Here is a 24,218-nt window from a genome sequence, read left to right as displayed (position 1 = left end):
AGGATTCGTGGATCCCGGCCGGGCTTCAGCGGGCCCGGCCGGGCTTCAGCGGGCCCGGCCGGGCTTCATCGGGCCCGGCCAGGCCCGTGGACCTGTCTGGTCGTGGACCTGCCGGACCGTGGACCTGTCCGGCTCGCGTACGGCCGGGGCCGGGGCTCTCCTTCAGCTCACCGGCTTCCGGGCCGGTTCGGGCAGCGGCTCCGGTGTCGCCGTCGGCACCGGCACCGGCAGCACCCGGTCGCGCAGCCGGAGCGCGCAGGCGAGTGCGACCAGCAGCACGCCGACCAACAGCGCGAGCACCGTGCGCAGTCCGTACGCGTCGGCCAGCCGGCCGAGCGCCGGTGCCGCCAGTCCGCCCACCGACATGGCGAGCCCCAGGGTCAGCCCGCTGGCGGTGCCGGGCCGGGTGGGCAGGTAGTCCTGGGCCAGCGTCACCTGGGGGGCGAACGGCAGGAACATGGTCAGCCCGAACAGCACCGCGCCCGCCACGGCCACGCCCGCGGACGGGGCGAACGCCACCGCGGCAAGTGCGGGGACGGCCAGCAGGTAGCCGGCGCGGATCGGCGCGAGTCGCCCGTACCGGTCGCCCAGCCAGCCCCCGAGGAGGGTGCCGACCGCCCCGGCCAGGGTGAGGAGGGTGAGCGCCGTGGCGCCCACGCCCGCCGAGGCGTGCAGATCGCGCTGGATGTGCAGCGCGAGCATCGAGGTGACCGTCACGTACGGCACCGACCAGCCGACGGTGGCCGCGGCCAGGCGTCCGAACGCCCGCCAGTCGTCCCGGTGCCCGCTCACCACCGCACCCCGCACGGCCGGCGGGACCGCCGGTGTGTGTCCCCGTCGCCGCAGCCAGGGGCCCTGCGCGGCCCAGAGCGTTGCGGCCACCAGGGCGGGAACGGCCAGCAGCCAACTGCCCGTCAGGCCGAACGAGCCGACCACGAGGGTGACCAGTGCGGGCGCCAGTGAGGCGCCCAGCGTTCCGCCGACCGAGAACAGGCTCATCGCCCGCTGGGACTGTCCGCCCGCGGCCCGGGCCTGGTTGGTGGCGGGCGGGTGGTAGGCGGCGATGCCGATCCCGGCAAGGGCGACGCAGAGCCAGGTGATCAGGTAGCTGTCGGCCAGTCCCGCGCAGGTGAGCCCGCCCGCGGCGGTGAGGAAGCCGGCCGGGATGAGCCAGCCGCGGTGGCGGCGGTCCACCAGCAGGCCGAACAGCGGCTGGACCACGCTGGACAGGCCGCTGGCCGCCAGTGCGATGCCCGAGACGGCGGTGTAGCTGTAGTGCCGTTCGGCCATCAGGAAGGGCAGCAGTGCCGGGACCGCGCCCTGGTACAGGTCGTTGACGACGTGGGTGCCGGTCAGGAAGACCAGCTGGCCGCGCTTCACCGCGCCCTCCGCCCGGGCCGCTTCGCCACCGGCCGGGCGGCGTGGTGCGGCCAGGGCCGGGCCCGTTCCAGTTGGGCGCCGAGGGAGAGCAGGACGTCCTCCCGGTGGAGCCTGCCGGTCAGCATCACACCGACCGGCAGACCGTCCGGCGTCCGGTGCAGCGGCAGGCTGATCGACGGCTGCCCGGTGAGGTTCGCCAGGGGGGTGCGCGGGGTGTGGGCGAGCATCCGGAGATAGGTGCGTTCCGGATCGGCGGGGTCGACCGATGAGCCGACGGGCAGCGGCGGTTGGTCCGTGGTCGGGCTCAGCACGGCATCGAATCCGGCGTAGCGGTGGCAGAGGGCGCGGGCAGTGGCGGACAGCGACGCCATCGCCGCGTACAGCCGTACCGCGCCGTGCTTGCCGCCCCGGGCCCGCAGCCAGCGAGTGAGCGGCAGCAGACGTTCCTCCCGCTCGGGGGGCACCGGTACCGCCGCTGCCAGCACGCTCCACAGCACGGTGAAGTCCGCCAGGTACTCGGCGGGGTCGTACGGCGGGGCCTCCTCCACATGGTGGCCGAGTCCGGCGAGCAGGTCGGCGGTGCGGCGGCAGGCCAGGGCGGCCTCGGGGTGCTGACCGGCGGTCGGCGGCAGCACCCCGATCCTCAGGGGGCCGGGTTCCCGTTCGGCGCAGGCCCGGAAGTAGCCGGGGGGCGGGGTGGGCAGGGCGGCGGCGTCGCCCGGGGTGCTGCCGGCCATGGCGTCCAGCAGCAGCGCGGTGTCCGCCACCGTCCTGGCCAGCGGTCCGGCGGTGGCCAGCCCCAGCGCGTCCGTCGCGGGGGCGGGTGTCACCCGCCCCCGGCTCGGTTTGAGGCCGACCACCCCGCAGGCCGCGGCCGGGATCCGGACCGAGCCGCCGCCGTCGCTGCCCAGGGCCCCGGCGGCCAGTCCCGCGGCCACCGAGGCGGCGGCCCCGCCGCTGGAGCCGCCCGCGCCGCGGGTGAGGTCGTACGGGCAGCGTGCGGTGGCGAAGGCCGTCTCGGTGTAGGCGGAGCAGCCGAACTCGGCGGCGGTGGTGGTACCCAGCAGGACGGCACCGGCCGCACGCAGGGTGCCCACGACGGTGGCGTCGGCCGGGGCCGTCCGGTCGTCGAAGGCTGCAGAGCCCGCCGTGAACGGCAGTCCGGCGACCGGCCAGGTGTCCTTCACCGAGAGCGGCACCCCGAGCAGCGGCGGCGGGCCCTCTTCGTCGCCATCCCCTGCGGCGGCCAGCCGGGCCTCGACGGCGGCGGCGGCCCGCCGGGCGCCGGGCGCGTCGACGGTGCGATAGGCACCCAGCTCGCTGTTCGTCTCCTCGATCCGGCGCAGGTGGTGGTCGACCAGCTCGGTCGGCGAGACGGTGCGGCCGCGGATCGCCGCGGCTTGTTCGGCCAGTGTCAGGTCATGAAGGTCTGTCATGATCACCCCTAAACTCCTCAGGTCCTCTGAGGACTTCACCGTAGAGGGTGACCGGACCGGAAGGCAAGGCAAGCCTTACCCCGGCTCACCCGGAAACTGCACCTCGCTCGTCCACCCTGCCGACCCGGCCGTACACGGGCAGGCATGCCGGACGGTCGCAGACGTCGTGACAGCCGCGGCCGCCGACCCAGCCGTCGCCACCGTCACCGTGCTCAACACCGCACACCAGGCAGTAGCAGTAGTGAAGTCAGTTGTCGATGGGTTCGGGAGGCGCCCCGATCCGTGGGCAGGTGATGTTGATGAGTTTGTGTAGGTTCTCGGATTTCGTGTTCTGAGCTCAGCTCGGATGTCCAAGCGAAGTCCTATAGGACGTGATTCTGAGACTGGCAGGTCAGGTGGTTCACCCGTTTTGGTGATCTGAGTGGGGTAGCCACACTCCGGCCCCCGAGGTTTCCGCAGTACAGCGAGGTTTCCGCGGTACAGAGGGGGGGCTGGCCATACCATCGACTGGCCCGTTGCCCGGATGGTGCGGCAGGTTTCGGACAGCGAGGCTGAACGCATACGGATCCACCAAGCAAAAGGAACCCTCTGTGTTCAGCTTCAAGTCGTCGCGCCGCCGTACCGCCCGCACCGCTACCGTCGGCGCTCTCGCCGCCGCGGCCTGCGTCACTGTCATGGCCGGCAGCGCCAGCGCCATCGTCAACGGGTCGGACTCCACCGAGAGCTACCCGTTCATGGTGACCATCCCGGAGTCGGCCCCGGAGCAGGGTCTGGTCGACGGGAACTGTGGGGGGTCGCTGATCGATCAGCAGTGGGTGCTGACGGCGGCCCACTGCCTGGCGGTCGAGGGCATCAAGCTGGACGGCACCGTGCGGATCGGCAGCGACCACCGCAAGTCCGGCGGCACCGTCCGGAAGATCGACCGGACCTTCGTCCACCCCGGCTATGTGAACGGCGACAACAAGGCCGCCAACAAGGACGACATCGCGCTGATACACCTGGACCGCCCGGTCGCCCAGAAGCCCATCAAGATCGCCAAGCAGGCCGGGAAGCCCGGCACGCCGACCCGGCTCCTGGGCTTCGGCACCACCGTCGACGGCGAGTTCAAGTTCCCGGACCGGCTGCAGGAGCTGAACACCCGCAGGGGCGCCGAGTCCGAGTGCGCGCCCGGCTACGCGGACCGGACCCGGCTGTGCACGATCACCACCGTGCCCAAGGCCATGGCGTGCCACGGGGACTCCGGCGGACCGCAGGTCCAAAAGGGCCGGGACGGCCGTTGGGAGCTGATCGGTGTCACCTCGGGGCCCGGCGCCCCGGGCGTGCCGTGCTCGGAGGGCCCCGGCCTTTACACCAGCGCGCCCGCCTACGCGGGCTGGATCAAAAAGACCATGAAGACCAACAGCGCTCCGTCGACTGCGGCCAAGAGCGCCAGCCTCGCCGAGACCAACAGCGCTTCGTCGACTGCGGCCAAGGGCTCCGACCGCTGATCGTCGCCGGTGGCGGCACCGCCGTCGCGGTACGCCGCCGCAAGAAGTACCGGCTCGACGACCGAGCCGGTACGGAGACCGAGGCCGTAGGCGTCAGTTCCGCAGGGAGTGCTCGCCCAGGAGCTCGTCCACACGCGCCGCGGCGCGCTGTTCGGCCGTGCGGGCACGCGGGATCGAGGCCCGGACGGCGTCGTGGGCGAGACCCTCGGCCTCGACGGCGGCGGAGACCGGGTCCTGGTTCGTACGGGCCGAGGCCCCGGCCTTCGCCGGCTTCGCTGTTTTCGCCCGGGACGGGTGGGGTACGGTCACGGCCACCAGCAGGCCGAGCGCGAGCGCCGCGGTCCCGATGACGGCGATGCCGAGGCCCGAGCCCGTACGGGAGAGCAGCAGCATGGCGAGGGTCGAGAAGACGACGGTGACCGAACCGTAGGAGAGCTGTGCGGCAGTGATACGCGGCATGGCGGTATCCGTCCTCGGGGCATCGGATGGGCAGTCTCTCGACACGGTCGCACTGTCGAGCGACTCTACGACGGTGGATGCCCGAGAGGAACCCGTAGTAAGCGCGGCCTAACCCGCGGTACCGGTGCACAGGGGGCGCACGGAGTCATTCCGCGTTTCAGCCATGGGTCATGACGCGCCGGTAGCCCGCACGGAACGTCCGGATAACGGAGATGCACTCCTGCATAATGCACTTGGTCTGTTCAAGTCAAGATCTGTCTTTTCTCTCGTAACTCCGGTCGAATGTCGTCACTTGTGACGCGTATCCGCGCGCGGCCGCTCCACACAACCCCGGGCCGCAGCAGCGGGCGCCGGGGAGGACTGCATCAAGTGACCACTAACAGACGGGCGCTTCGCGCCGCAGCGGTTGTCGTGGCCATGGCCGCCACTGCCGCCACGGCGTCAGCTTTCGCCACCGCCCAGGCGGATGACCACACATCGGGGGCGAAGGCGCCCGTAGTCGAGCGCCGCGACCCGGGTTCGGCCAAGGGCGGCCAGCACGACCTCAAGGGACCCTTCAGCGAGCAGCAGGACGCCCAGCGCCAGGCCGCCCTGGAGCAGGTCCTGGCGGGCGACAAGAAGGTGACGGCGCGCGACGGCTCCAAGGTCGTCAAGCTCGACGACAAGAAGTACGTCGAGCTGGGCCGCGAGAAGACCGACAAGATCTTCACGGTCCTGGTGGAGTTCGGCGACAAGGTCGACAACACGACCATGTTCGACCCGGACGGCGACGGTCCCGTGCCGGCCGTCCCGAAGTACGGCGGCACGCCCGGCCCGCTGCACAACAAGATAGCCAAGCCGGACCCCAAGAAGGACAACAGCACCGCCTGGCAGGCCGATTACAACCAGGCCCACTTCCAGGACCTCTACTTCGGCACGGGCGCCGGCAAGGACTCGCTGAAGACGTACTACGAGAAGACGTCCTCCGGGCGCTACTCGGTCGACGGCGAGGTCTCCGACTGGGTCAAGGTGCCCTACAACGAGGCCCGTTACGGGTCCAACTACTGCGGTTCGAGCAACTGCGCCAACGCCTGGGACATGGTCAGGGACGGCGTGAACGCCTGGGCCGCCGACCAGAAGGCCAAGGGCCGTACGCCCGAGCAGATCAAGACGGACCTCGCGCAGTACGACCAGTGGGACCGTTACGACTACGACAACGACGGCGACTTCAACGAGCCCGACGGCTACATCGACCACTTCCAGATCGTCCACGCCGGTGAGGACGAGTCCGCGGGTGGCGGCGTCGAGGGCAAGAACGCCATCTGGGCGCACCGCTGGTACGCGTACGGCACCAACGCCGGTGCGACCGGCCCGGCCGGCAACAAGGCGGGCGGCACCGAGATCGGTGACACCGGCATCTGGGTCGGCGACTACACCGCGCAGCCCGAGAACGGCGGCCTGGGCGTCTTCGCCCACGAGTACGGCCACGACCTGGGCCTGCCCGACCTGTACGACACCACCAACACCGCCGAGAACTCGGTCGGTTTCTGGTCCCTGATGTCGGCCGGTTCCTGGCTCGGCACCGGCAAGGACCAGATCGGTGACCTGCCCGGCGACATGACCGCCTGGGACAAGCTCCAGCTGGGCTGGCTCAACTACGCCGAGGCCAAGGCCGCGACGAACTCCACCCACAAGCTGGGCGTGTCCGAGTACAACACCAAGGACAAGCAGGCGCTCGTCGTCACGCTGCCCGACAAGCCGGTCACCACCGACGTCACGAAGCCCGCCGAGGGCTCCAAGCAGTGGTGGAGCGACGCGGGTGACAACCTGAACAACGCCCTGTCCCGCTCGGTCGATCTGACCGGCAAGTCCAAGGCATCCCTGGACCTCGCCGGCTGGTGGGACATCGAGAAGGACTACGACTTCCTCTACACCGAGGTGTCGACGAACGGTGGCACCAGCTGGACGGCGATCGACGGCACGGCCGACGGCAAGGCGATCCCGCGCGACGCCAGTGACAAGCCGGCCCTGACCGGCGTCTCCGGCGCGTACCAGAAGCTCTCCTACCCGCTGGACGCCTACGCGGGCAAGAAGATCGACATCCGCTTCCGTTACACCACCGACGGCGGCGCGGGCGGCCTCGGTTTCGCCGCCGACACCATCGCGGTCAACGCCGACGGTGCCGCGCTGTTCACGGACAACGCCGAGGGCGACGACAACGGCTGGACCGCCAAGGGCTTCTCCCGCGTCGGCGAGTCGTTCACCAAGGAGTACCCGCAGTTCTACATCGCGGAGAACCGCCAGTACGTCAGCTACGACAAGACCCTCAAGGTCGGCCCGTACAACTTCGGCTTCGCCAAGACCCGTCCGGACTGGGTCGAGCACTACCCGTACCAGAACGGTCTGCTCATCTGGCTCTGGGACCGCTCCCAGAAGGACAACAACGTCTCGACCCACCCGGGCAAGGGCCTGATCCTGCCGGTCGACGCGCACGCCAAGCCGCTGAAGTGGGCCGACGGCACGATCATGCGCAACAAGATCCAGCCCTTCGACGCGCCCTTCAGCCGGCACGCGACCGACGCCTTCACGCTGCACAACGCCGACGTGCCGGTGAAGATCAAGTCGCAGCCCGGCATCCCGGTCTTCGACGACCACAAGGGAACCTACTGGTACAAGGAGAACAAGACCGGAAGCGTTCAGGTCGCTGACACGAACACCCGGATCACGATCGTCAGCGAGCCGCGCGATGGCTCGACGATGATCGTCAAGGTCGGGGCCTCGCAGAAGTAGCCTCGTATCTTCGCAGGTCAGAGCTTGATCGGCCGTCGCCCTCTAGCGGGCGGCGGCCGATCGTGTTTAGGTGCGTCTTGTTCAGATCCTTATTGACGCGATGTCTCACGGGGGAGCGCGGACCATGGCAGGCGGAGGATTCAGCAAGTTGCCGAACGGCAGCGTGGTGGTGGCGATCACCCTGCCCAGTCCCACGGACGGAACGGGCCCGGGCACCCCGATCAGGGTCCTGGTGCACGCGGCCAACCGGGCCCGCGCGCTGACCCGGCTGCGCAATCTGGGGCTGCGCGCCGTCTACCTCCGGGGCAACGCCGAGCCACCCACCCCGGACGAGATCACCGCCGTGCTGCACCACCCGGACGGGGTGCTCTGGCGGGCGAGACCGGAGCGGGCCCAGGAACTCTGGCACCCGATCCGCGCGCTGCTCCGCCCGCCCGTACGGGCCGTACCGACCCGCCGCCCGGCCTGACCCGCCGCCCGGCCTGACCCGCCGCCCGGCCTGACCCGCCGGGGCGGGGCGGTCCGGGCGGTCCGGGACGTCGCGGGCGGTACGGCTCCCTACACCACCGGCTTGCCGGAAAGCCTCACGCCCGCCCTGCGGAGCTCCTCCAGCGCCCGGTCCGTGGTCGCCTCGGCGACCCCCGCGGTCAGATCGAGCAGCACATGCGTCGTGAAGCCCGCCCGGACCGCGTCCAGCGCCGTCGCCCGCACGCAGTGGTCGGTCGCGATGCCGACCACGTCGACCTCGGTGACCCCGCGGTCCCGCAGCCAGTCCGCCGGTCCCACACCGTTCTCGTCGAGGCCCTCGAAACCGCTGTACGCCGCCGCATAGGCGCCCTTGTCGAACACCGCGTCGATCGCCCCCGAGGCGACCGCGGGGGCGAAGTTCGGGTGGAAGCCCACCCCCTCCGTACCGGCGACACAGTGCGGCGGCCAGGAGTGCTCGAAGTCCGGCTGCGCGGAGAAGTGGTTGCCCGGGTCGATGTGGTGGTCACGGGTGGCCACCACATGGCGGTACCCGGCCTGGGCCTCTCCGATCAGGTCGGTGATGGCGGCGGCGACGTCGGCGCCCCCCGCCACGGCGAGGCTGCCGCCCTCGCAGAAGTCGTTCTGAACGTCCACGACGATCAAGGCGCGGTGCATGGCGGGTGTCCTTCGGTGGGGGACGGTCGGCGGTCAGGGGGCGTATTCGAGCCTAAGGGCTGTCCCGTAATCCCTGGGGGAAGCGGCTTCGGGAGGGGCGGTGACCGAGCCTGCCCGGTGATTCCGGTGATTCCGGTGATCGGGGACGAACCGGCCACCGAACGGCTCCGGTCGTTTCGCCCTCTCCCGTTCCCGCTCCTGGCTCCGTCACATGTACTCCGTCGGAATCACCGGCTCCCCGCGGGACAGCTGCATCGCCGACATCGGCAGCCCCGCCCGCGCGGCCATGTGCCGCTCACGCGCCGCGTCCAACGGCTCGCGGGCGATCACCTCGCCGCCCTTGACCAGCTCGACCAGCAGCTGCCGGTCGGCCAGCTCCGCCGGTACGGGACCGGTGCCGATCACCTCCGCCTCGGCCACCCCGTGCTCGTCCAGCCTGCGTGCGGCCCACTTGCGACCGCCCACCGACGTCTTCGAGCCGAGCGACTTCTTGGCGACCGGACGCAGCGGCTCCGCGGGGTCGGCGGACCCGGTGCGGGCGACCAGCTTGTAGACCATCGAGCAGGTCGGCTGCCCGCTGCCGGTCACCAGCTGCGTGCCCACCCCGTAGGCGTCGACCGGGGCGGCGGCCAGCGAGGCGATCGCGTACTCGTCCAGATCCGACGTCACCACGATCTTGGTCCCGGTGGCGCCCAGTTCGTCCAGCTGCTGCCGCACCCGGTGCGCGACCAGCAGCAGGTCCCCGGAGTCGATCCGTACCGCACCCAGCTCGGTCCCGGCGATCTCGACCGCCGTACGGACCGCCTCGGCGACGTCGTAGGTGTCGACCAGCAGCGTCGTGCCCCGGCCCAGCGAGTCGACCTGCGCCCGGAACGCGTCGCGCTCGGTGTCGTGGAGCAGCGTGAAGGCGTGGGCGCTCGTCCCGACGGTCGGGATGTTGTAGCGGAACCCGGCGGCCAGGTCGGAGGTGGTGTCGAAGCCGCCGATGTACGCGGCGCGCGCCGACGCCACCGCCGACAGTTCATGGGTGCGCCGGGCACCCATCTCGATCAGCCCCCGTCCGCCCGCGGCGGCGGACATCCGCGACGCCGCGGCGGCGATCGCCGAGTCGTGGTTGAGGATCGACAGGATCACGGTCTCCAGCAGCACGCACTCGGCGAAGGAGCCCTCGACCCGCAGGACGGGCGAGCCGGGGAAGTACACCTCGCCCTCCGGGTAGCCCCAGATGTCGCCGCTGAAGCGGTAGTCGGCCAGCCAGTCGAGCGTGGGTCCGTCGACGACGTTCTGTTCGCGCAGGAAGGTGAGCATCTCGTCGTCGAAATGGAAGTTCTCCACCGCGTCCAGCACCCGTCCGATGCCCGCGACGACGCCGTAGCGCCGCCCTTCCGGCAGCCGGCGGGTGAACGCCTCGAAGACCGAGTGCCGGTCGGCCGTGCCGGCCTTCAGTGCGGCCTGCACCATCGTGAGCTCGTACTGGTCGGTGAAGAGCGCGGTCGACGGCACACCGACCCGTCGCCCAAGGTCCGCAGAGTTCATGTTCCGGATGCTACCCCTATGTCGTCAGAGTGACGAGATCTCGGGTCGTTTGTGCGATGACCCCTCCCGGGTGGCAGCATGGGGTGGGTGAGCGTCGCCCCCACAGAGATCGAGCGTCCCGAATCGGCCGAGGACAGTCGCGTCGTCCCCGAGCCCGACGTCCCCTGGGTGACGCTCGTCCACAACGACCCGGTCAATCTCATGAGCTATGTGACCTACGTCTTCCAGGCCTACTTCGGCTACTCCAAGGACAAGGCCCACAAGCTGATGCTGGACGTCCACCACAAGGGCCGCGCCGTCGTCTCCAGCGGCAGCCGCGAGGAGATGGAGCGCGACGTCCAGGCCATGCACGGCTACGGACTGTGGGCCACCCTCACCCAGGACCGCAACTAGACCGGTGGACCGGCCCGGGTCATCCGGCCCGGTCCGCCCGCCGCCCCGCCCGACCTGCCCCGCCCGACCCACCATCGGAGAGAACCCATGGCCGGCCACTTCGAGGCCACCCCCGGCGGCGGCGCGGCCGTCGCGCTCGACGAGGTGGAGATCGCGATCCTGCGCTCCCTCGCCGTCCAGCTGCTGGAACTGATCGGCCCCGGCGACGAACCCGCCGACGGCGAGGACCCGCTCGCCGCCCTCTTTGCCGAGGGGCCCAGCGAGCCGCCCACCGACCCCGCCCTGGCCCGCCTCTTCCCGGAGGCGTACGGCAACGAGGACAGCGAACTGCGTGCCGCCTCCGCCGAGTTCCGCCGCTTCACCGAGAACGATCTGCGCACCCGCAAGCGCAACGACGCCCTCACCGTCGTACGTACCCTGGACGCCCTTTCCCCCGCCGATGACGGCGGCGCCGTACTCACCCTCTCGGCCGACGAGTGCCGCAACTGGCTGGGCGCCCTCAATGACCTCCGGCTGACCATCGGCACCCGCTTGGAGGTCTCCGACGACGACGAGGGCGAGGCGGGCTCGCTCTACCGGCTTCCCGACAGCGATCCCCGCAAGCCGATGGTCATGGCCTATCTCTGGCTCGGCGCGCTGCAGGAGACCCTCGTGGAAACCCTGATGCCGTAATTCTCGGGCAGAAAGTTCCCGTGCACGGGGTTCCTGTGTCCGTCTTTCCCCCGTACGGAGTTTCCCGTCACTCGCCGCCGACCGGTCACCCGCGCAATGCGGTTGCTCAAAGCGCGCTCAAATCCCCATAACGATCCCGTCACCTGAATGGTCCCTTCTGTGTCGGCAAGGAGCGTTTGTCCGCTTCTTCCTGTGGTGTGTGTCACGTAATGTCCGATGGGTCGTCCATGTGCCCGTGGTAAATCTTCACGACCGCTCGGGGACGCCACCCCTGTTCCCGAGGGCGCCATAAGCCGGTGACCGCCGGCGGCACTCCATCCACATCCGGGGGGATCGGGATCCGAACCGCAGTCTCAGCGGCGCGGGTCGGCATGGAGAAAGGCGCAGTACATGACATCGGCACAGGTCGACAAGGGACAGGACGGCCCGCGGGCCGCGACGGCCACGGATGCCGGCCCGGCGGGCGAGGGGTACCAGCGGGCCCTCGGCGCCCGTCAGATCCAGATGATCGCCATCGGCGGGGCCATCGGCACCGGCCTCTTCCTCGGCGCGGGGAAGGCGATTTCCAAGGCCGGACCCAGTCTCATCCTGGCGTATGCCATCGCGGGACTGGTGATCTTCTTCATCATGCGTGCCCTGGGCGAACTCCTCATGTACCGCCCGGTATCGGGGTCCTTCTCGGAGTACGCCCGCGAATTCATCGGCCCCTTCGCCGGCTTTGTCACCGGCTGGACCTACTGGCTGTTCTGGGTCGTCACCGGAATCACCGAAGTCACCGCGGCCGCCCAGTACATGACGTTCTGGTTCGAGATTCCTCAATGGATCTCGGCGCTCATCTTCACGATCATCCTGTACGGCGTGAACCTGATCTCCGTAAAGCTCTTCGGGGAACTCGAATTCTGGTTCTCGATGGTCAAGGTGACCGCCATCGTCGGCATGATCCTCATCTGTGCCGGGATTCTCACCCTCGGCTTCTCCGACGCCGGGGACACGGCGTCCGTCACCCACCTCTGGGCCGACGGAGGCTTTTTCCCGCACGGCATCAAGGGCACCCTGATGACCCTGCAGATCGTGATGTTCGCCTTCCTCGCCGTCGAACTCGTCGGCGTCACCGCGGGCGAGTCCAAGGACCCGAAGACCGTCCTGCCCAAGGCCATCAACACCGTGCCGTGGCGCATCGCCGTCTTCTACGTCGGCGCCCTCATCATGATCCTCTCCGTGGTCCCGTGGACCGAGTTCCGGCCCGGCGTCTCACCGTTCGTCGCCGCCTTCCGGGAAATGGGACTCGGCATCGGTGCCGGCATCGTCAACTTCGTCGTGCTGACCGCGGCCCTGTCCTCCTGCAACTCCGGCATGTACTCCACCGGCCGCATGCTGCGCGACCTCGCGCTCAACGGCCAGGGCCCGAAGTTCTTCACCCGGCTCACCAGGAGCGGCACCCCGCTCGTCGGCACCACCTTCTCCGCCGCCCTGATGCTCGTCGGCGTCTGGATCAACTACCAGTGGCCCGGCGACGCCTTCACCTACGTCGTCTCCTTCGCCACGATCTCCGGCATGTGGGCCTGGATCATGATCCTTCTCTGCCAGATCCGCTACCGCCGCCTCGTCGACCGCGGCATGCTCCCGGGGTCCACCTTCCGGACCCCCGGCGCCCCGTACACCAGCGTCTTCGCACTGGCCTTCATCGGCGTGGTCGTCGTGATGATGGGCATCGACAAGGACACCAGGATCTCGCTGTACTGCGCCCCGCTCTGGGCGGCCGTTCTCGGCGTCTCGTACCTGGCGCTCAAGGCCCGTAACCCCGGGAACAAAGCCTTCGCGAAGGGCTGACCCACCCGCGGGACGAGCCGCCGGTCCACTGCCGCTCCGCCCCGCCCCGTACCGGACCACCGGTCGCCCCGGTGGTCTCGTGTCCACCCCGCGGCCCCCGCGCACCACACCCCGGTGCGCGGGGGCCGCGGGCGAAGGCGGGCCGGTGACCGGGGGAGCGGCCCGCCTATCCTGGCGCCATGCTGACCATCACCCAGGCGCTCCACGACCAGATCGTCGCGCACTCCCGCGCCGACCACCCCGACGAGGCGTGCGGCATGGTCGCGGGTCCGGCCGGAACCGGCCGCGCCGAACGGTTCATCCCCATGCTCAATGCCGCCCGGTCGCCCACCTTCTACGAGTTCGACTCGGGCGACCTCCTCCGGCTGTACCGCGAGCTGGACGACCGGGACGAGGAGCCGGTGATCATCTACCACTCCCACACCGCGACCGAGGCCTACCCCTCCCGCACCGACGTCACGTACGCCAACGAACCCGGCGCCCACTACGTCCTCGTCTCCACCGCGGACACCGACGACGCGGGGCCCTTCCAGTTCCGCTCCTACCGGATCGTGGACGGCGAGATCACCGAGGAGGAGGTCGAGGTCGTCGAGGCGTACGAGGCCGCCTGACCTCGTCGCATCGCCCGGCCCCGGCGTTCCGACGGCCGGACGGGACCGGGGCCACCGAGGTCCCGTCCGCCACGCCTTGTCCACCTGTCGAACACTCGGCATCCATCAGGTGAGATCACACTCCTGATCGCGGACCAGGAATCGATACGATGACCCCATGGTTTCCCCTGACGTGAGCGACAAGACGCCGGGCATGCTGCTCGTCGCGCGGTTGCACGTCGACCTGTGCAGGCTCTCCAGCGCGATCTGTACGTGCTGCCTGCCCGCCGGCCGCCGGATCTGAGCCGGGCTCGCGGCGCGAGCAACCCATGCGTCACGCACCAACCCCCGCGCGGGGGCACAGCCGCGCGCTCCACGCCACCTCTCCGCTTCCGACAGGAGCCCATGCCATGGCCATCGAGGTCCGCATCCCGACCATCCTCCGCACCTACACCGACGGCGCCAAGGCCGTCGAGGGCAACGGGGAGACCCTCGCCGACCTCTTCACCGACCTGGACACCCGCTACCACGGCATCCGTGAGCGCATCGTCGACGGGAACGAACTCCGCCGCTTCGTGAACGTCTACCTCAACGACGAGGACGTCCGCTTCCTCGACGGCATCTCGACCAAGCTCAGCGACGGCGACAGCATCACCATCCTCCCGGCCGTCGCCGGAGGAGCCGCCGAAGCGAAGGCCCGTCCGATCGGGGCGGTGGTCGGGCGACGGGTGGGAATGAACTGATGCGGTACGACAGCCCGCTCGCCGCAGTGGGCAACACCCCGCTCGTCCGCCTGCCGCGGCTGTCACCGTCGGACGAGGTCCGCATCTGGGCCAAGCTGGAGGACCGCAACCCCACCGGCTCGATCAAGGACCGTCCCGCGCTCCACATGGTCGAACAGGCCGAGAAGGACGGCCGGTTGACCCCCGGCTGCACCATCCTGGAACCCACCAGCGGCAACACCGGCATCTCGCTCGCCATGGCGGCCAAGCTCAAGGGTTACCGCATCGTGTGCGTCATGCCGGAGAACACCTCCCAGGAACGGCGCGACCTGCTCGCCATGTGGGGCGCCGAGATCATCTCCTCCCCGGCGGCGGGCGGCTCCAACACGGCCGTACGCGTCGCCAAGGAACTGGCCGCCGAGCACCCGGACTGGGTCATGCTCTACCAGTACGGCAACCCCGACAACGCGGGCGCCCACTACGCCACCACCGGCCCGGAGATCCTCGCCGACCTCCCCTCCGTCACCCACTTCGTGGCGGGCCTCGGCACCACCGGCACGCTCATGGGCGTCGGCCGCTACCTGCGCGAGCACAAGCCGGACATCAAGATCGTCGCCGCCGAGCCGCGCTACGACGACCTGGTCTACGGGCTCCGCAACCTCGACGAAGGCTTCGTGCCCGAGCTCTACGACGCCTCCGTCCTCACCACCCGCTTCTCCGTGGGCTCGGCGGACGCCGTCGCCCGTACCCGCGAACTCCTCCAGCAGGAGGGCATCTTCGCGGGCGTCTCCACCGGCGCCGCACTCCACGCCGCGATCGGCGTGGGAAACAAGGCCGTCAAGGCGGGGGAGCCGGCCGACATCGTCTTCGTCGTCGCGGACGGCGGCTGGAAGTACCTGTCGACGGGCGTCTACACGGCCCCGACGACGGAAGCGGCCATCGAAACACTGCACGGCCAGCTCTGGGCGTAGGGCCTCTCGTTCGGATCACACCGGGCTCGCGGGGCCGGCCCGATCCGAACGAAGGTCCCAGGGCCCCGGTCACCGGAAGAGGCAAGCGCGGGAACAGGCGCCCCGGGGCCATGCGCCCCGACAGTGCCACCGTCCCGCCCCGCCCCACCTCACCGGAGCTTGCGCACCCGCTCCCAGACCTCCGCGTCCACCAGACCCACCCGCCGCCGGAACCCCCGCACGGCGACCTCCCGCAGCTCGTCCGTCTCCAGGAAACTCGCCCGCTCCCGCGCATCCCCCACCGTCCCCGCGGGCAGCGCGATCACCCCCGGCCGCTCCTCGTGACGCTTGCTGGTGATCTTCACCACGAGTGCCGCGTCACCCCGTACCGACAGCACCAGGCAGGGCCGGTCCTTCGTCCCCGGCCCGTCCTCGTACGGCACCTCGGCCCACCAGATCTCACCCGGCCTCGGCCTCCGCTCCGGCTCGGGCCCGCGCCCCGGCCCCGCGGGCGGACGGGTCCGCCCGCCCGGACGCCCGCCCGGACGCCCGCCCGAGCGCCTGCCCGTCGGCCTCCCGGAGCGCCCGCCCCGCCCCCGCCCATCGGCGACCGCCGCGACGAGAGCGAGCAGCACGACAACGGCGAGCGCGATCCACCACCAGGACATGTCCATGTCTTGACCGTACCGGCGTCCGGACCTCTTCCATCGAACCGGTGACAGAGCAGGTGAGTTCCCCCACAACGGACGGCCGCGAAGGAGCGGCCGGCTGTCTCGCGCCTTAGGCTCGACAAACCGCTCAACAGACCGCACGAACCCTCCCCGTTCCCACGCCTCGGAGGTTCACGCTCCATGAAGCTCACCGTCGTCGGCTGCTCCGGCTCGTTCCCGTCACCGGGATCGGCATGTTCGAGCTACCTCGTAGAGGCCGACGGCTTCAGGCTGCTCCTCGACATGGGCAACGGCGCCCTCGGCGAGCTGCAGCGCCATGTCGGTCTCTACGACCTCGACGCCATCTTCCTCAGCCATCTGCATGTCGATCACTGCATCGACATGTGCGCGTACTTCGTCGTCCGTTACTACCGGCACGAGGGCGGCCGCCTCGGGCCCCTCCCGGTCTACGGCCCCGACGGCACCGAACAGCGGCTGACCACCGCGCACGGCGACACCCCGTCCGAGCGGGCGATGAGCGAGGTCTTCGACTTCCACACCCTGAAGCCCGGCTCCTTCGAGATCGGACCCTTCTCGGTCCGTACGGAGAAGGTCTGCCACCCCGTCGACTCCTTCGCCATCCGCATCGAGCACCGCGGCCGCTCGCTCACGTACTCCGGCGACACGGGTGCCTGCGAGGCCCTGGACGAGCTCGCCGAGGGCACCGATCTGTTCCTCTGCGAAGCATCGTTCATCCATGGCAAGGAGGACATCCCGGACCTCCACCTCAATGGCCGCGAGGCGGGCGAGATCGCCGCCCGTGCCGGAGTGGGGCGGCTCGTCCTCACCCACATCCCGCCGTGGACCGACGCCGACCGCAACCTGGCCGATGCCCGGCTGTTCTACAGCGGGCCGGTGGAGGTGGCGGCACCGGGTGCGGTCTACGAGATCTGACAGCCCGGCCGGCACTGCGGACATGACGGAGCCCTCACCTCCCGCCGGGAAGGTGAGGGCTCCGGGCCGTCGCAGGGGGAAGACCCGCGAGTCCGAGGGCCTTGTCCGGGCGGATCGAAAGACCCATCTGACGTGCTACTTCGTGAGATCCCTCTCGATCTCCTCCTCCACCTCGTCGGGCTCCCGGCCCGGCGTCTGGAGATTGAATCCGGTGATCGCGAACCGGAAGATCACGTAATAGACGGCGGCGAAGGCAAGGCCGATCGGAATGATCAGCCATGGTTTCGTCGCGAGGCTCCAGTTGATGACGTAGTCGATCAGGCCCGCGGAGAAACTGAAGCCGTCCTTCACTCCGAGCGCCCACGTCACCGCCATCGAGACGCCGGTGAGCACCGCGTGGATCGCGTACAGCAGCGGTGCGACGAAGAGGAACGAGTACTCGATCGGCTCGGTGATGCCCGTCACGAACGAGGTCAGGCCGACCGAGAGCATCATGCCGCCGACCGCCTTCCGGCGATGCGGCTTGGCGCAGTGGTAGATCGCCAGCGCCGCCGCCGGGAGAGCGAACATCATGATCGGGAAGAAGCCCGAGGTGAACTGGCCGGCCGTCGGGTCACCCGCCAGGAACCGGTTGATGTCACCGTGCACGACGGCGCCGTCCGGCTTGGTGAAGTCACCGAACTGGAACCAGACGAACGTGTTCAGGAACTGGTGGAGTCCGATGACCAGCAACGCGCGGTTGGCGATGCCGAAGATGCCGGAGCCCACCCAGTCCAGGTCCACCAGCCACTTGGAGAAGCTGATCAGACCGTCGCCGATCGGCTGCCAGAGCCATGCGCACAGCGCCGCGAAGAGGAGGCCGACGAACGCCATGATGATCGGGACGAGCCGGCGGCCGTTGAAGAAGCCCAGCCAGTCCACCAGCCTGACCCGGTGGTACCGCTGCCAGAACCAGGCGGACAGCAGCCCCATCACGATGCCGCCGAACACCCCCGGGTTCTGGTATTCGGCCGCCGTGACCGTGGCGTCCTTGGTGACACAGGTCCCGAACCAGGTGCCGCCCGAAGTGAACGTCGAACCGGGCGCACAGGCCACCGGAAAGGCGTGCAGCACCGCGTAGTAGACGAGGAAGCCGGCCACCGCGGCGAGCGCGGTCGAACCGTCCGACTTCTTCGCCATGCCGATCGCCACACCGATGCAGAACAGCAGCGGAAGGCCGAGCCCCGAGTCGAGCAGTGCGCCGCCCGCGGCCGCGAACACCTTGGCGACATTGCCCCAGTGCAGACCCTTGTCGCCGAATACGTCCGGCTGGCCCAGCCGGTTGAGAATGCCTGCCGCCGGCAGGACGGCGATCGGGAGCTGGAGGCTGCGGCCCATCTTCTGGAGGCCCTGGAAGAGGCCGCCCCACCACGTCTTGCCTGGCGCTGCGGCGCTGCTCGTCGAGCTCATCGGCGTCCTCCCGGAACAAGGTGCGGTCGGGGGTCGTTGCGCACTGGTGTAGACCAGTTGAGGTACGGTGCGTAACCCGCCTGGAAGGCAGGGCATCGATGATCATCATCATTGGGGACGGCCCGGACACTCGCCCGCGAAGCTGGTCCAAACGTGCGTTACGGTGACGAAACGGACCCATGGTGGGCCGTCGCACGCACGTGAACAACCAGGGAGAAGTCCATGGCCAGCAAGGCTGAGAAGATCGTCGCCGGGCTCGGCGGTATCGAGAACATCGACGAGATCGAAGGCTGCATCACGCGCCTCCGCACCGAGGTCCACGACCCCAGCAAAGTCGACGAAGCCGCGCTCAAGGCAGCCGGAGCCCACGGCGTCGTCAAGATGGGCACCGCGATCCAGGTCGTCATCGGCACCGACGCCGACCCCATCGCCGCCGACATCGAAGACATGATGTGACCGGCCGCCGAACCCGCGGCTGACCTCTCGGCAGAACCTCCGGCCACCCCGCCGAAACCCGCGGCCGACCCCTCGCCCGGGCCACCGGCCACCCCGCCGAACCCGCGGCCGACCCCTCGCCCGGGCCACCGGCCACCCGCGCCGGACCCGCACCGAGCCGGGCGAACCACCCGGCACCGGCACCTCGCAGGCCCCGTTCCCTCCCCGGACGGGGCCTGCGCCGCACCCGAACGGACGCCACCCACGCACCCGATAGGGTCGATGCCATGTCTCGTATCGACGGCCGCACCCCCGAACAGCTCCGCCCCGTCACCATCGAACGCGGATGGAGCAAGCACGCCGAAGGCTCCGTACTCATCTCCTTCGGCGACACCAAGGTCTTCTGCACCGCCTCCGTCACCGAAGGCGTCCCCCGCTGGCGCAAGGGCAGCGGCGAAGGCTGGGTCACCGCCGAATACTCCATGCTGCCCCGCTCCACCAACACCCGCGGCGACCGCGAAGCCGTACGCGGCAAGATCGGCGGCCGCACCCACGAGATCAGCCGGCTCATCGGCCGCTCCCTGCGCGCCGTCGTCGACTACAAGGCCCTCGGCGAGAACACCATCGTCCTCGACTGCGACGTCCTCCAGGCCGACGGCGGCACCCGCACCGCCGCCGTCACCGGCGCCTACGTCGCCCTCGCCGACGCCGTCGCCTGGGCCCAGCGCAAGAAGCTCGTCAAGCACGGCCGCAAGCCGCTGACCGACACCGTCTCCGCGGTCAGCGTCGGCATCGTCGACGGCACCCCCCTCCTCGACCTCTGCTACGAGGAGGACGTCCGCGCCGAGACCGACATGAACGTCGTCTGCACCGGCGACGGCCGCTTCGTCGAAGTCCAGGGCACCGCCGAGGCCACCCCCTTCGACCGCAAGGAACTGGGCGCCCTCCTCGACCTCGCCACCGCCGGCTGCGCGGACCTCACCGTCTTCCAGAACGAGGCCCTCGCCCGCACGCTGGGCGAGTAACCCCGGCGAGCGTACGTGGAGCGCGGCAGGCGTCGGGCGCGCAGGTAAAGGTCGGGCGCGCAGGTAAAGAAGCAACCAAATACGCACCACAACGCGTCGTTACGAACACGGGCGCACGGGTCGAACCGTGCGCCCGTCCGCGTATCCGCACCTGGGGAGGAACCGCACCATGGCCAAGGCCGCCCGCCACCGCCGCATCACCCTCGCGCTGACCCTGACCACCCTCACCCTCACACTCACCGCGACAGCCGGCTGCGGTGCCGTGGACAAGGCGCTCGACTGCGTCCGCACCGCCGACGCCATAGCCACCAGCGTCGACAAGCTCCAACAGGCCGCCTCCAACGCGGCCGACGACCCCACCCAGGCGTCCGAAGCCCTCGACGACATCGAGAAGGAACTCGGCAACCTCGGCGACAAGACCGACAACGCCGACCTCGGCAAGGCCGTCGACGACCTCCAGGCAGGCGTGGGCAACGTCCGCGACTCCATCAAAAAGGGCGACGCCACCCCCGACATCGCACCCGTCACCGACGCCGCCAAGGAAATCGGCAAGGTCTGCACCCCCTGACCACCCCCGATACTGGGTGACATGACCCGCCTCATCCTCGCCACCCGCAACGCCGGGAAGATCACCGAACTCCACGCGATCCTCGCCGACGCAGGCCTCGACCACGAGCTCGTCGGCGCGGACGCGTACCCCGAGATCCCCGACGTCAAGGAGACCGGCGTCACCTTCGCCGAGAACGCCCTGCTCAAGGCCCACGCCCTCGCCCGGGCCACCGGCCACCCCGCCGTCGCCGACGACTCCGGCCTCTGCGTGGACGTACTCGGCGGCGCCCCCGGCATCTTCTCCGCCCGCTGGGCCGGCACCCACGGCGACGACAGGGCCAACCTGGACCTGCTCCTGGCCCAGCTCTCCGACATCGACGCCGCCCACCGCGGGGCCCACTTCGCCTGCGCCGCCGCCCTCGCCCTTCCCGACGGCACGGAACGCGTGGTCGAGGGCCGCCTGATGGGCACCCTGCGCCACACCCCGTCCGGCACCAACGGCTTCGGCTACGACCCGATCCTCCAGCCGGACGGCTCCACCCGCACCTGCGCGGAACTGACTCCCGCGGAGAAGAACGAGATCAGCCACCGCGGCAAGGCGTTCCGGGCGCTGGTACCGGTGGTGCGGGAGCTGCTGGGGTGAGACGAGAGATGCCTGGCCCTCGGGGCCAGGCATCTCTGATTCCGGTGCGCCCGGTCGGATTCGAACCGACACAAACACGACCACCTAAAGATCGCCGCTCACCAGTTGGCGTACGGGCGCAGAACGAAACCAAGGCTACCGTGCTAAGCGGAGCTGGTGGGAGAGAAGGGCGTCAAAAAGCGTTTCGGGTGCTGCCCCCTCGGCACCAGGTGTCCGTAATGGCGTGGCAGTTCGGACACAGCAACCGGAGGTTCTCGGCCCGGTCGTCGCTCCAGTCGCCATTGATGTGATCGATCTCCAGGGCCATCGGCCTGCCATGCCACACGGTGCCAGTTCCGCACTCGGCGCACTCTTGTGGAACGCCGATCTCCAGCAGTGCGCGACGAAGCAGGGCGGTCTTCGTGCGGCGTTCACCCCTGTGCTTGATCAGTACGTGCTCGGCCGCCTTCGGCGGAGTGGGACCGACGCGCCCCCGTTGATGGCCCTGGCCCAGGAAATGTGCGGTGGTGAGGCCGTCCTCGGCCACCCAACGCCGCAGATCATTCCTTGCTCCTGTGGTGTCGGCCCGCCCCAGCAGCCGGAGCGTGCCCGCCAGGGAGACGGACGCGGCGACGGCCTCGGCGAGCTCTGTCTTGGAGGGACGCGGTCCGATTCGGCGGCGGGTGCGGCTGCGGAGGTGTGAGACATCGATGCCGAAGTGCTTGAAACGCTTGAGAAGATACCGGCGGAGGTGCCCGTAAGGGCGTGTGCCCAGGAATGCGATGACTTCGTCGATGCTGTCGCATTTCTCCGCTGCTTCGACCAGTCGCTCGCGCGTGTATCGGGTGCCGATGGTCATCGCGCCATACCTGTCGGCGAGTTGCGGCGTCCCTTGCCTCGGCCGCGGTAAGTGTCCGTAGTCGAGTGGCAGTTGGGGCAGAGCAGACGTAAATTCCGGGCTTGATTGTTCCGCCAGTCGCCGTCGATGTGATCGACTTCGAGGGGGAGTGGCCGGCCTCGCCAGACGGGCTCCGTGCCGCACATCGCGCAGCGCTGTTCGGTGCCGATGGCGACCAGGGCCCGCTTGAGTCGGTCTCCCGGTATGCGGCGGGCATGGGCCGGATTCTGGTTGACCAGAAGTTCCTCGGGGTGACGACGCCTTCGCTCTCCCTTCCGGGAGGGCGGTGCAAAGTGGGATGTGTCGATGCCGAGAGCCTTCACCCGGCGGGTGATGTGGGTGTGATGGCCGCCCACCACCTCAATGCCGAGGTTCCGCAGCACCTGGCACATGTTCGTCGAGGAGGCGATCACAGGCTCCAGGACCTCTCTGGTCCAGCGTGTGCCCTCATGTTCGAAGTGTCCGGTATCGATACCCATTCTCCTCATGCGAGCGGTGACGTATCGCCGAGTCGAGCTTTTCGGGTCGACCTCGAGCTTCGTCAGCGCTTCGGACAATGTCCGCGATGACGAAGCGGCCCGTTCAAGGCGCTCGCGGGTGTATGGGCTCACTGTCATGCTTCCCCTCCGCATCCGGCCGCATGTTCGCGGCCTCGTACGGATCAACGAGTCGTTTATCGGAGGGTCACGTCCGATATCCGACAAGATGTGGAATGCCCTGCACCGCTTCGGTCGGGGCTGAAGCGGTGCAGGGCATTCCGGGGCAGGCGGAATTCCGGCTCAGATGCCGAGGTCCTTGATGATCTTGGCTACGTGACCGGTGGCCTTGACGTTGTAGAGGGCCCGCTCGACCTTGCCGTTCTCGTCCACGACGATCGTGGAGCGGATGACGCCCGTCACCGTTTTGCCGTAGAGCTTCTTCTCGCCGAAGGCGCCGTACGCCTCAAGGGTCGCCTTGGAGGGGTCGCCGACCAGGGTGACCTTGAGGTCTTCCTTCTCGCGGAAGGTGGCGAGCTTCTCGGGCTTGTCGGGGGAGACGCCGATGACGTCGTATCCGGCGCCGGCGAGCAGGTCCAGGTTGTCGGTGAAGTCGCAGGCCTGCTTGGTGCAGCCGGGGGTGAGGGCGGCCGGGTAGAAGTAGACGATGACCTTGCGGCCCTTGTGGTCGGCGAGTGAGACGTCGTTGCCGTCGGCGTCGGGCAGGGTGAAGGCGGGGGCGGTGTCGCCGGGCTGGAGTCGCTCGCTCATGGTTCTCCTCGGATGGCGCGTGGGGTGTACGGGACCGAGCGTAATAGGGGTGCCGCCGGGTGCGCGGACGGTAGAGCTGACAGACTGTCGATGAAGGTTTAACCGGACGAGGACCACGGAGGCGGCGCAGTGTCGGATGCCAGGACCCCTGCGCAGATCGAGGCGGACATCATCAGCAGGCGTGAAAAGCTCGCGGTGGTGCTCGATGAGATCGGGGTGCGGGTGCACCCGCAGACGATCATGGGTGACGCGAAGGCCAGGGCCGCCGAGGCCGTGGACCGGACGGCCGGGCGGGCTTTTGTCGCGGTGAACCGGACGGTGTCGGACGTGAAGGCGCGGTTCGTGTCCGAGGACGGTGCGCCGCGTCTGGAGCGGGTGATTCCGGCTGCGCTGCTCGCGGTGGGTGTCGTCGGTCTGCTCAGGGCATCGAAGCGGCGCCGGAAGAAGTGACGGCTCATGGCGTCGAAGTGGCGCCGGAGGAAGTGACGGCGCCGTCCGTGCACCCCGGAGGGGCGGGGAGCCGCGGTGGGCAGGTAGGTTGCGGGGCGTGAGCGAGAACACCGACGACAAGCTGCCCATCCGCATGCTGCACGACCGCGTGCTGGTCCGGTCCGATACGCCCGAGGGCGAGCGGCGTTCCGGTGGCGGCATCTTGATTCCGGCGACGGCTGCGGTCGGCCGTCGGCTGGCCTGGGCCGTGGTGGTCGCGGTGGGCCAGAACGTGCGCACGGTGGAGCCGGGGGACCGGGTGCTGTACGACCCGGAGGACCGTGCCGAGGTCGAGGTGCGCGGGGTGGCGTACGTGCTGATGCGCGAGCGGGACCTGCATGCGGTGGCGGCGGACCGGTTCGAGGGGTCGGTGGATTCCACCGGGCTCTACCTGTAGTCGGCGGCTGCCGTCCGCGGCAGTGGCGAGTGTGGCCTGGTGACCCATGTCACCAGGCCCTTTACATGTTCTTTGCTACGGTGGAGCCACCCCGACGAGACGCGCCGTACCGGGTTTTGCAAAGACGACGCACCCC

The 24,218-nt window shown here is 69.6% G+C and carries 27 protein-coding genes, 1 tRNA gene and 1 riboswitch; of the genes, 17 read left to right on the top strand and 11 right to left on the bottom strand.

Annotation, left to right across the window (positions count from 1 at the left end; all coding sequences use genetic code 11):
* Positions 1-162: 162 nt before the first annotated feature.
* Entirely contained in the window at positions 163-1,380 is a 1,218-nt protein-coding gene (locus ACF08M_RS02305; RefSeq protein WP_392183344.1) for an MFS transporter, read from the bottom strand.
* Positions 1,377-2,816 carry an amidase gene (locus tag ACF08M_RS02300; RefSeq protein WP_392183343.1) on the bottom strand — a complete coding sequence of 480 codons (1,440 nt, stop codon included), beginning with the start codon at positions 2,814-2,816 and terminating at the stop codon, positions 1,377-1,379. The genes ACF08M_RS02305 and ACF08M_RS02300 overlap by 4 nt, the downstream gene beginning before the upstream one ends.
* Before the next feature lie 590 nt (positions 2,817-3,406).
* Between ACF08M_RS02300 and ACF08M_RS02295 the strand changes: the two genes are divergently transcribed.
* Positions 3,407-4,303 carry a S1 family peptidase gene (locus tag ACF08M_RS02295; RefSeq protein WP_392183342.1) on the top strand — a complete coding sequence of 299 codons (897 nt, stop codon included), beginning with the start codon at positions 3,407-3,409 and terminating at the stop codon, positions 4,301-4,303.
* 93 nt (positions 4,304-4,396) lie between these two features.
* Here ACF08M_RS02295 and ACF08M_RS02290 read toward each other — a convergent pair whose 3' ends face one another.
* Positions 4,397-4,762 (bottom strand): hypothetical protein, encoded by a 366-nt coding sequence (locus tag ACF08M_RS02290; protein WP_392183341.1) that lies wholly within the window; start codon positions 4,760-4,762, stop codon positions 4,397-4,399.
* A gap of 369 nt (positions 4,763-5,131) precedes the next feature.
* Between ACF08M_RS02290 and ACF08M_RS02285 the strand changes: the two genes are divergently transcribed.
* Both ACF08M_RS02285 and ACF08M_RS02280 read left to right on the top strand, forming a co-directional pair.
* Positions 5,132-7,531 (top strand): immune inhibitor A domain-containing protein, encoded by a 2,400-nt coding sequence (locus tag ACF08M_RS02285; RefSeq protein WP_392183340.1) that lies wholly within the window; start codon positions 5,132-5,134, stop codon positions 7,529-7,531.
* Positions 7,532-7,655: 124 nt separating this feature from the next.
* The gene (locus tag ACF08M_RS02280) at positions 7,656-8,000 is read left to right on the top strand and encodes a hypothetical protein (RefSeq protein WP_392183339.1); all 345 of its coding nucleotides are present in this window, start codon (positions 7,656-7,658) and stop codon (positions 7,998-8,000) included.
* An 89-nt stretch (positions 8,001-8,089) separates the two neighbouring features.
* On the opposite strand, the gene ACF08M_RS02275 is transcribed toward ACF08M_RS02280, so the two are convergent.
* Together ACF08M_RS02275 and ACF08M_RS02270 are read right to left on the bottom strand one after the other, a co-directional pair.
* Positions 8,090-8,674, bottom strand: coding sequence for an isochorismatase family protein (locus tag ACF08M_RS02275; RefSeq protein WP_392183338.1), 585 nt, complete (start codon positions 8,672-8,674; stop codon positions 8,090-8,092).
* 207 nt (positions 8,675-8,881) lie between these two features.
* Positions 8,882-10,210, bottom strand: a complete 1,329-nt coding sequence (locus ACF08M_RS02270) for a nicotinate phosphoribosyltransferase (protein WP_392183337.1) — start codon at positions 10,208-10,210, stop codon at positions 8,882-8,884.
* Positions 10,211-10,288: 78 nt separating this feature from the next.
* Between ACF08M_RS02270 and clpS the strand changes: the two genes are divergently transcribed.
* The 7 genes from clpS to ACF08M_RS02235 all read left to right on the top strand — a co-directional run bounded on the left by clpS (position 10,289) and on the right by ACF08M_RS02235 (position 15,388).
* Positions 10,289-10,603, top strand: coding sequence for an ATP-dependent Clp protease adapter ClpS (clpS, locus tag ACF08M_RS02265; protein WP_266746437.1), 315 nt, complete (start codon positions 10,289-10,291; stop codon positions 10,601-10,603).
* Positions 10,604-10,690: 87 nt separating this feature from the next.
* The gene (locus ACF08M_RS02260) at positions 10,691-11,275 is read left to right on the top strand and encodes a DUF2017 domain-containing protein (protein ID WP_392183336.1); all 585 of its coding nucleotides are present in this window, start codon (positions 10,691-10,693) and stop codon (positions 11,273-11,275) included.
* Positions 11,276-11,665: 390 nt separating this feature from the next.
* On the top strand, positions 11,666-13,105 hold the full coding sequence (locus ACF08M_RS02255; protein WP_392183335.1) for an amino acid permease: 1,440 nt from the start codon (positions 11,666-11,668) through the stop codon (positions 13,103-13,105).
* A gap of 179 nt (positions 13,106-13,284) precedes the next feature.
* Positions 13,285-13,716, top strand: a complete 432-nt coding sequence (locus ACF08M_RS02250) for a Mov34/MPN/PAD-1 family protein (RefSeq protein ID WP_392183334.1) — start codon at positions 13,285-13,287, stop codon at positions 13,714-13,716.
* A gap of 157 nt (positions 13,717-13,873) precedes the next feature.
* Positions 13,874-13,999 carry a putative leader peptide gene (locus ACF08M_RS02245; RefSeq protein ID WP_392183333.1) on the top strand — a complete coding sequence of 42 codons (126 nt, stop codon included), beginning with the start codon at positions 13,874-13,876 and terminating at the stop codon, positions 13,997-13,999.
* Between the two features lie 106 nt (positions 14,000-14,105).
* Complete coding sequence (locus ACF08M_RS02240) at positions 14,106-14,438, top strand: MoaD/ThiS family protein (RefSeq protein WP_392183332.1); 333 nt, start codon at positions 14,106-14,108, stop codon at positions 14,436-14,438.
* Positions 14,438-15,388 (top strand): PLP-dependent cysteine synthase family protein, encoded by a 951-nt coding sequence (locus ACF08M_RS02235; RefSeq protein WP_392183331.1) that lies wholly within the window; start codon positions 14,438-14,440, stop codon positions 15,386-15,388. Before ACF08M_RS02240 ends, ACF08M_RS02235 begins: the two co-directional genes overlap by 1 nt.
* 149 nt (positions 15,389-15,537) lie before the next feature.
* On the opposite strand, the gene ACF08M_RS02230 is transcribed toward ACF08M_RS02235, so the two are convergent.
* On the bottom strand, positions 15,538-16,041 hold the full coding sequence (locus tag ACF08M_RS02230; RefSeq protein WP_392183330.1) for a type II toxin-antitoxin system PemK/MazF family toxin: 504 nt from the start codon (positions 16,039-16,041) through the stop codon (positions 15,538-15,540).
* Positions 16,042-16,218: 177 nt separating this feature from the next.
* Here ACF08M_RS02230 and ACF08M_RS02225 point away from each other — a divergent pair, with 177 nt between their 5' ends.
* Positions 16,219-16,971 (top strand): MBL fold metallo-hydrolase, encoded by a 753-nt coding sequence (locus tag ACF08M_RS02225; protein WP_392183329.1) that lies wholly within the window; start codon positions 16,219-16,221, stop codon positions 16,969-16,971.
* Between the two features lie 135 nt (positions 16,972-17,106).
* Here the strand turns inward: ACF08M_RS02225 and ACF08M_RS02220 are convergent, their stop codons facing one another.
* Positions 17,107-18,420: a PTS transporter subunit EIIC gene (locus ACF08M_RS02220; RefSeq protein WP_392183328.1), complete on the bottom strand. Its 1,314-nt coding sequence runs from the start codon at positions 18,418-18,420 to the stop codon at positions 17,107-17,109.
* 222 nt (positions 18,421-18,642) lie between these two features.
* On the opposite strand from ACF08M_RS02220, the gene ACF08M_RS02215 reads away from it, so the two are divergent.
* From ACF08M_RS02215 to rdgB, 4 genes are all read left to right on the top strand, one after another.
* A complete protein-coding gene (locus ACF08M_RS02215) occupies positions 18,643-18,876 on the top strand; it encodes a glucose PTS transporter subunit EIIB (RefSeq protein ID WP_014156020.1) in 234 nt (77 codons plus the stop codon).
* A 266-nt stretch (positions 18,877-19,142) separates the two neighbouring features.
* Positions 19,143-19,880, top strand: coding sequence for a ribonuclease PH (gene rph, locus ACF08M_RS02210; RefSeq protein ID WP_392183327.1), 738 nt, complete (start codon positions 19,143-19,145; stop codon positions 19,878-19,880).
* A 169-nt stretch (positions 19,881-20,049) separates the two neighbouring features.
* A complete protein-coding gene (locus ACF08M_RS02205) occupies positions 20,050-20,448 on the top strand; it encodes a hypothetical protein (RefSeq protein ID WP_392183326.1) in 399 nt (132 codons plus the stop codon).
* A gap of 21 nt (positions 20,449-20,469) precedes the next feature.
* On the top strand, positions 20,470-21,072 hold the full coding sequence (gene rdgB / locus ACF08M_RS02200; protein ID WP_392183325.1) for an RdgB/HAM1 family non-canonical purine NTP pyrophosphatase: 603 nt from the start codon (positions 20,470-20,472) through the stop codon (positions 21,070-21,072).
* A gap of 45 nt (positions 21,073-21,117) precedes the next feature.
* Here the strand turns inward: rdgB and ACF08M_RS02195 are convergent.
* The 4 genes from ACF08M_RS02195 to bcp all read right to left on the bottom strand — a co-directional run bounded on the left by ACF08M_RS02195 (position 21,118) and on the right by bcp (position 23,196).
* Positions 21,118-21,192, bottom strand: a tRNA-Leu gene (locus tag ACF08M_RS02195).
* Between the two features lie 52 nt (positions 21,193-21,244).
* A complete protein-coding gene (locus tag ACF08M_RS02190) occupies positions 21,245-21,910 on the bottom strand; it encodes an HNH endonuclease (RefSeq protein WP_392183324.1) in 666 nt (221 codons plus the stop codon).
* Positions 21,907-22,566, bottom strand: a complete 660-nt coding sequence (locus ACF08M_RS02185) for an HNH endonuclease signature motif containing protein (protein ID WP_392183323.1) — start codon at positions 22,564-22,566, stop codon at positions 21,907-21,909. The genes ACF08M_RS02190 and ACF08M_RS02185 overlap by 4 nt, the downstream gene beginning before the upstream one ends.
* Before the next feature lie 162 nt (positions 22,567-22,728).
* Positions 22,729-23,196, bottom strand: a complete 468-nt coding sequence (bcp, locus tag ACF08M_RS02180) for a thioredoxin-dependent thiol peroxidase (RefSeq protein WP_392183322.1) — start codon at positions 23,194-23,196, stop codon at positions 22,729-22,731.
* A gap of 129 nt (positions 23,197-23,325) precedes the next feature.
* Here bcp and ACF08M_RS02175 point away from each other — a divergent pair, with 129 nt between their 5' ends.
* Together ACF08M_RS02175 and ACF08M_RS02170 are read left to right on the top strand one after the other, a co-directional pair.
* On the top strand, positions 23,326-23,646 hold the full coding sequence (locus ACF08M_RS02175) for a DUF3618 domain-containing protein (protein ID WP_392183321.1): 321 nt from the start codon (positions 23,326-23,328) through the stop codon (positions 23,644-23,646).
* Between the two features lie 97 nt (positions 23,647-23,743).
* The gene (locus tag ACF08M_RS02170) at positions 23,744-24,082 is read left to right on the top strand and encodes a co-chaperone GroES (protein WP_030923137.1); all 339 of its coding nucleotides are present in this window, start codon (positions 23,744-23,746) and stop codon (positions 24,080-24,082) included.
* Positions 24,083-24,151: 69 nt separating this feature from the next.
* Positions 24,152-24,216, top strand: a riboswitch (guanidine-III (ykkC-III) riboswitch).
* Positions 24,217-24,218 lie beyond the last annotated feature (2 nt).

Source organism: Streptomyces sp. NPDC015032, from assembly GCF_043080425.1.
Lineage (GTDB): Bacteria > Actinomycetota > Actinomycetes > Streptomycetales > Streptomycetaceae > Streptomyces.
The sequence above is the reverse complement of the archived record's forward strand: the minus strand, read 5'-3'. Positions and strand labels throughout refer to the sequence as shown.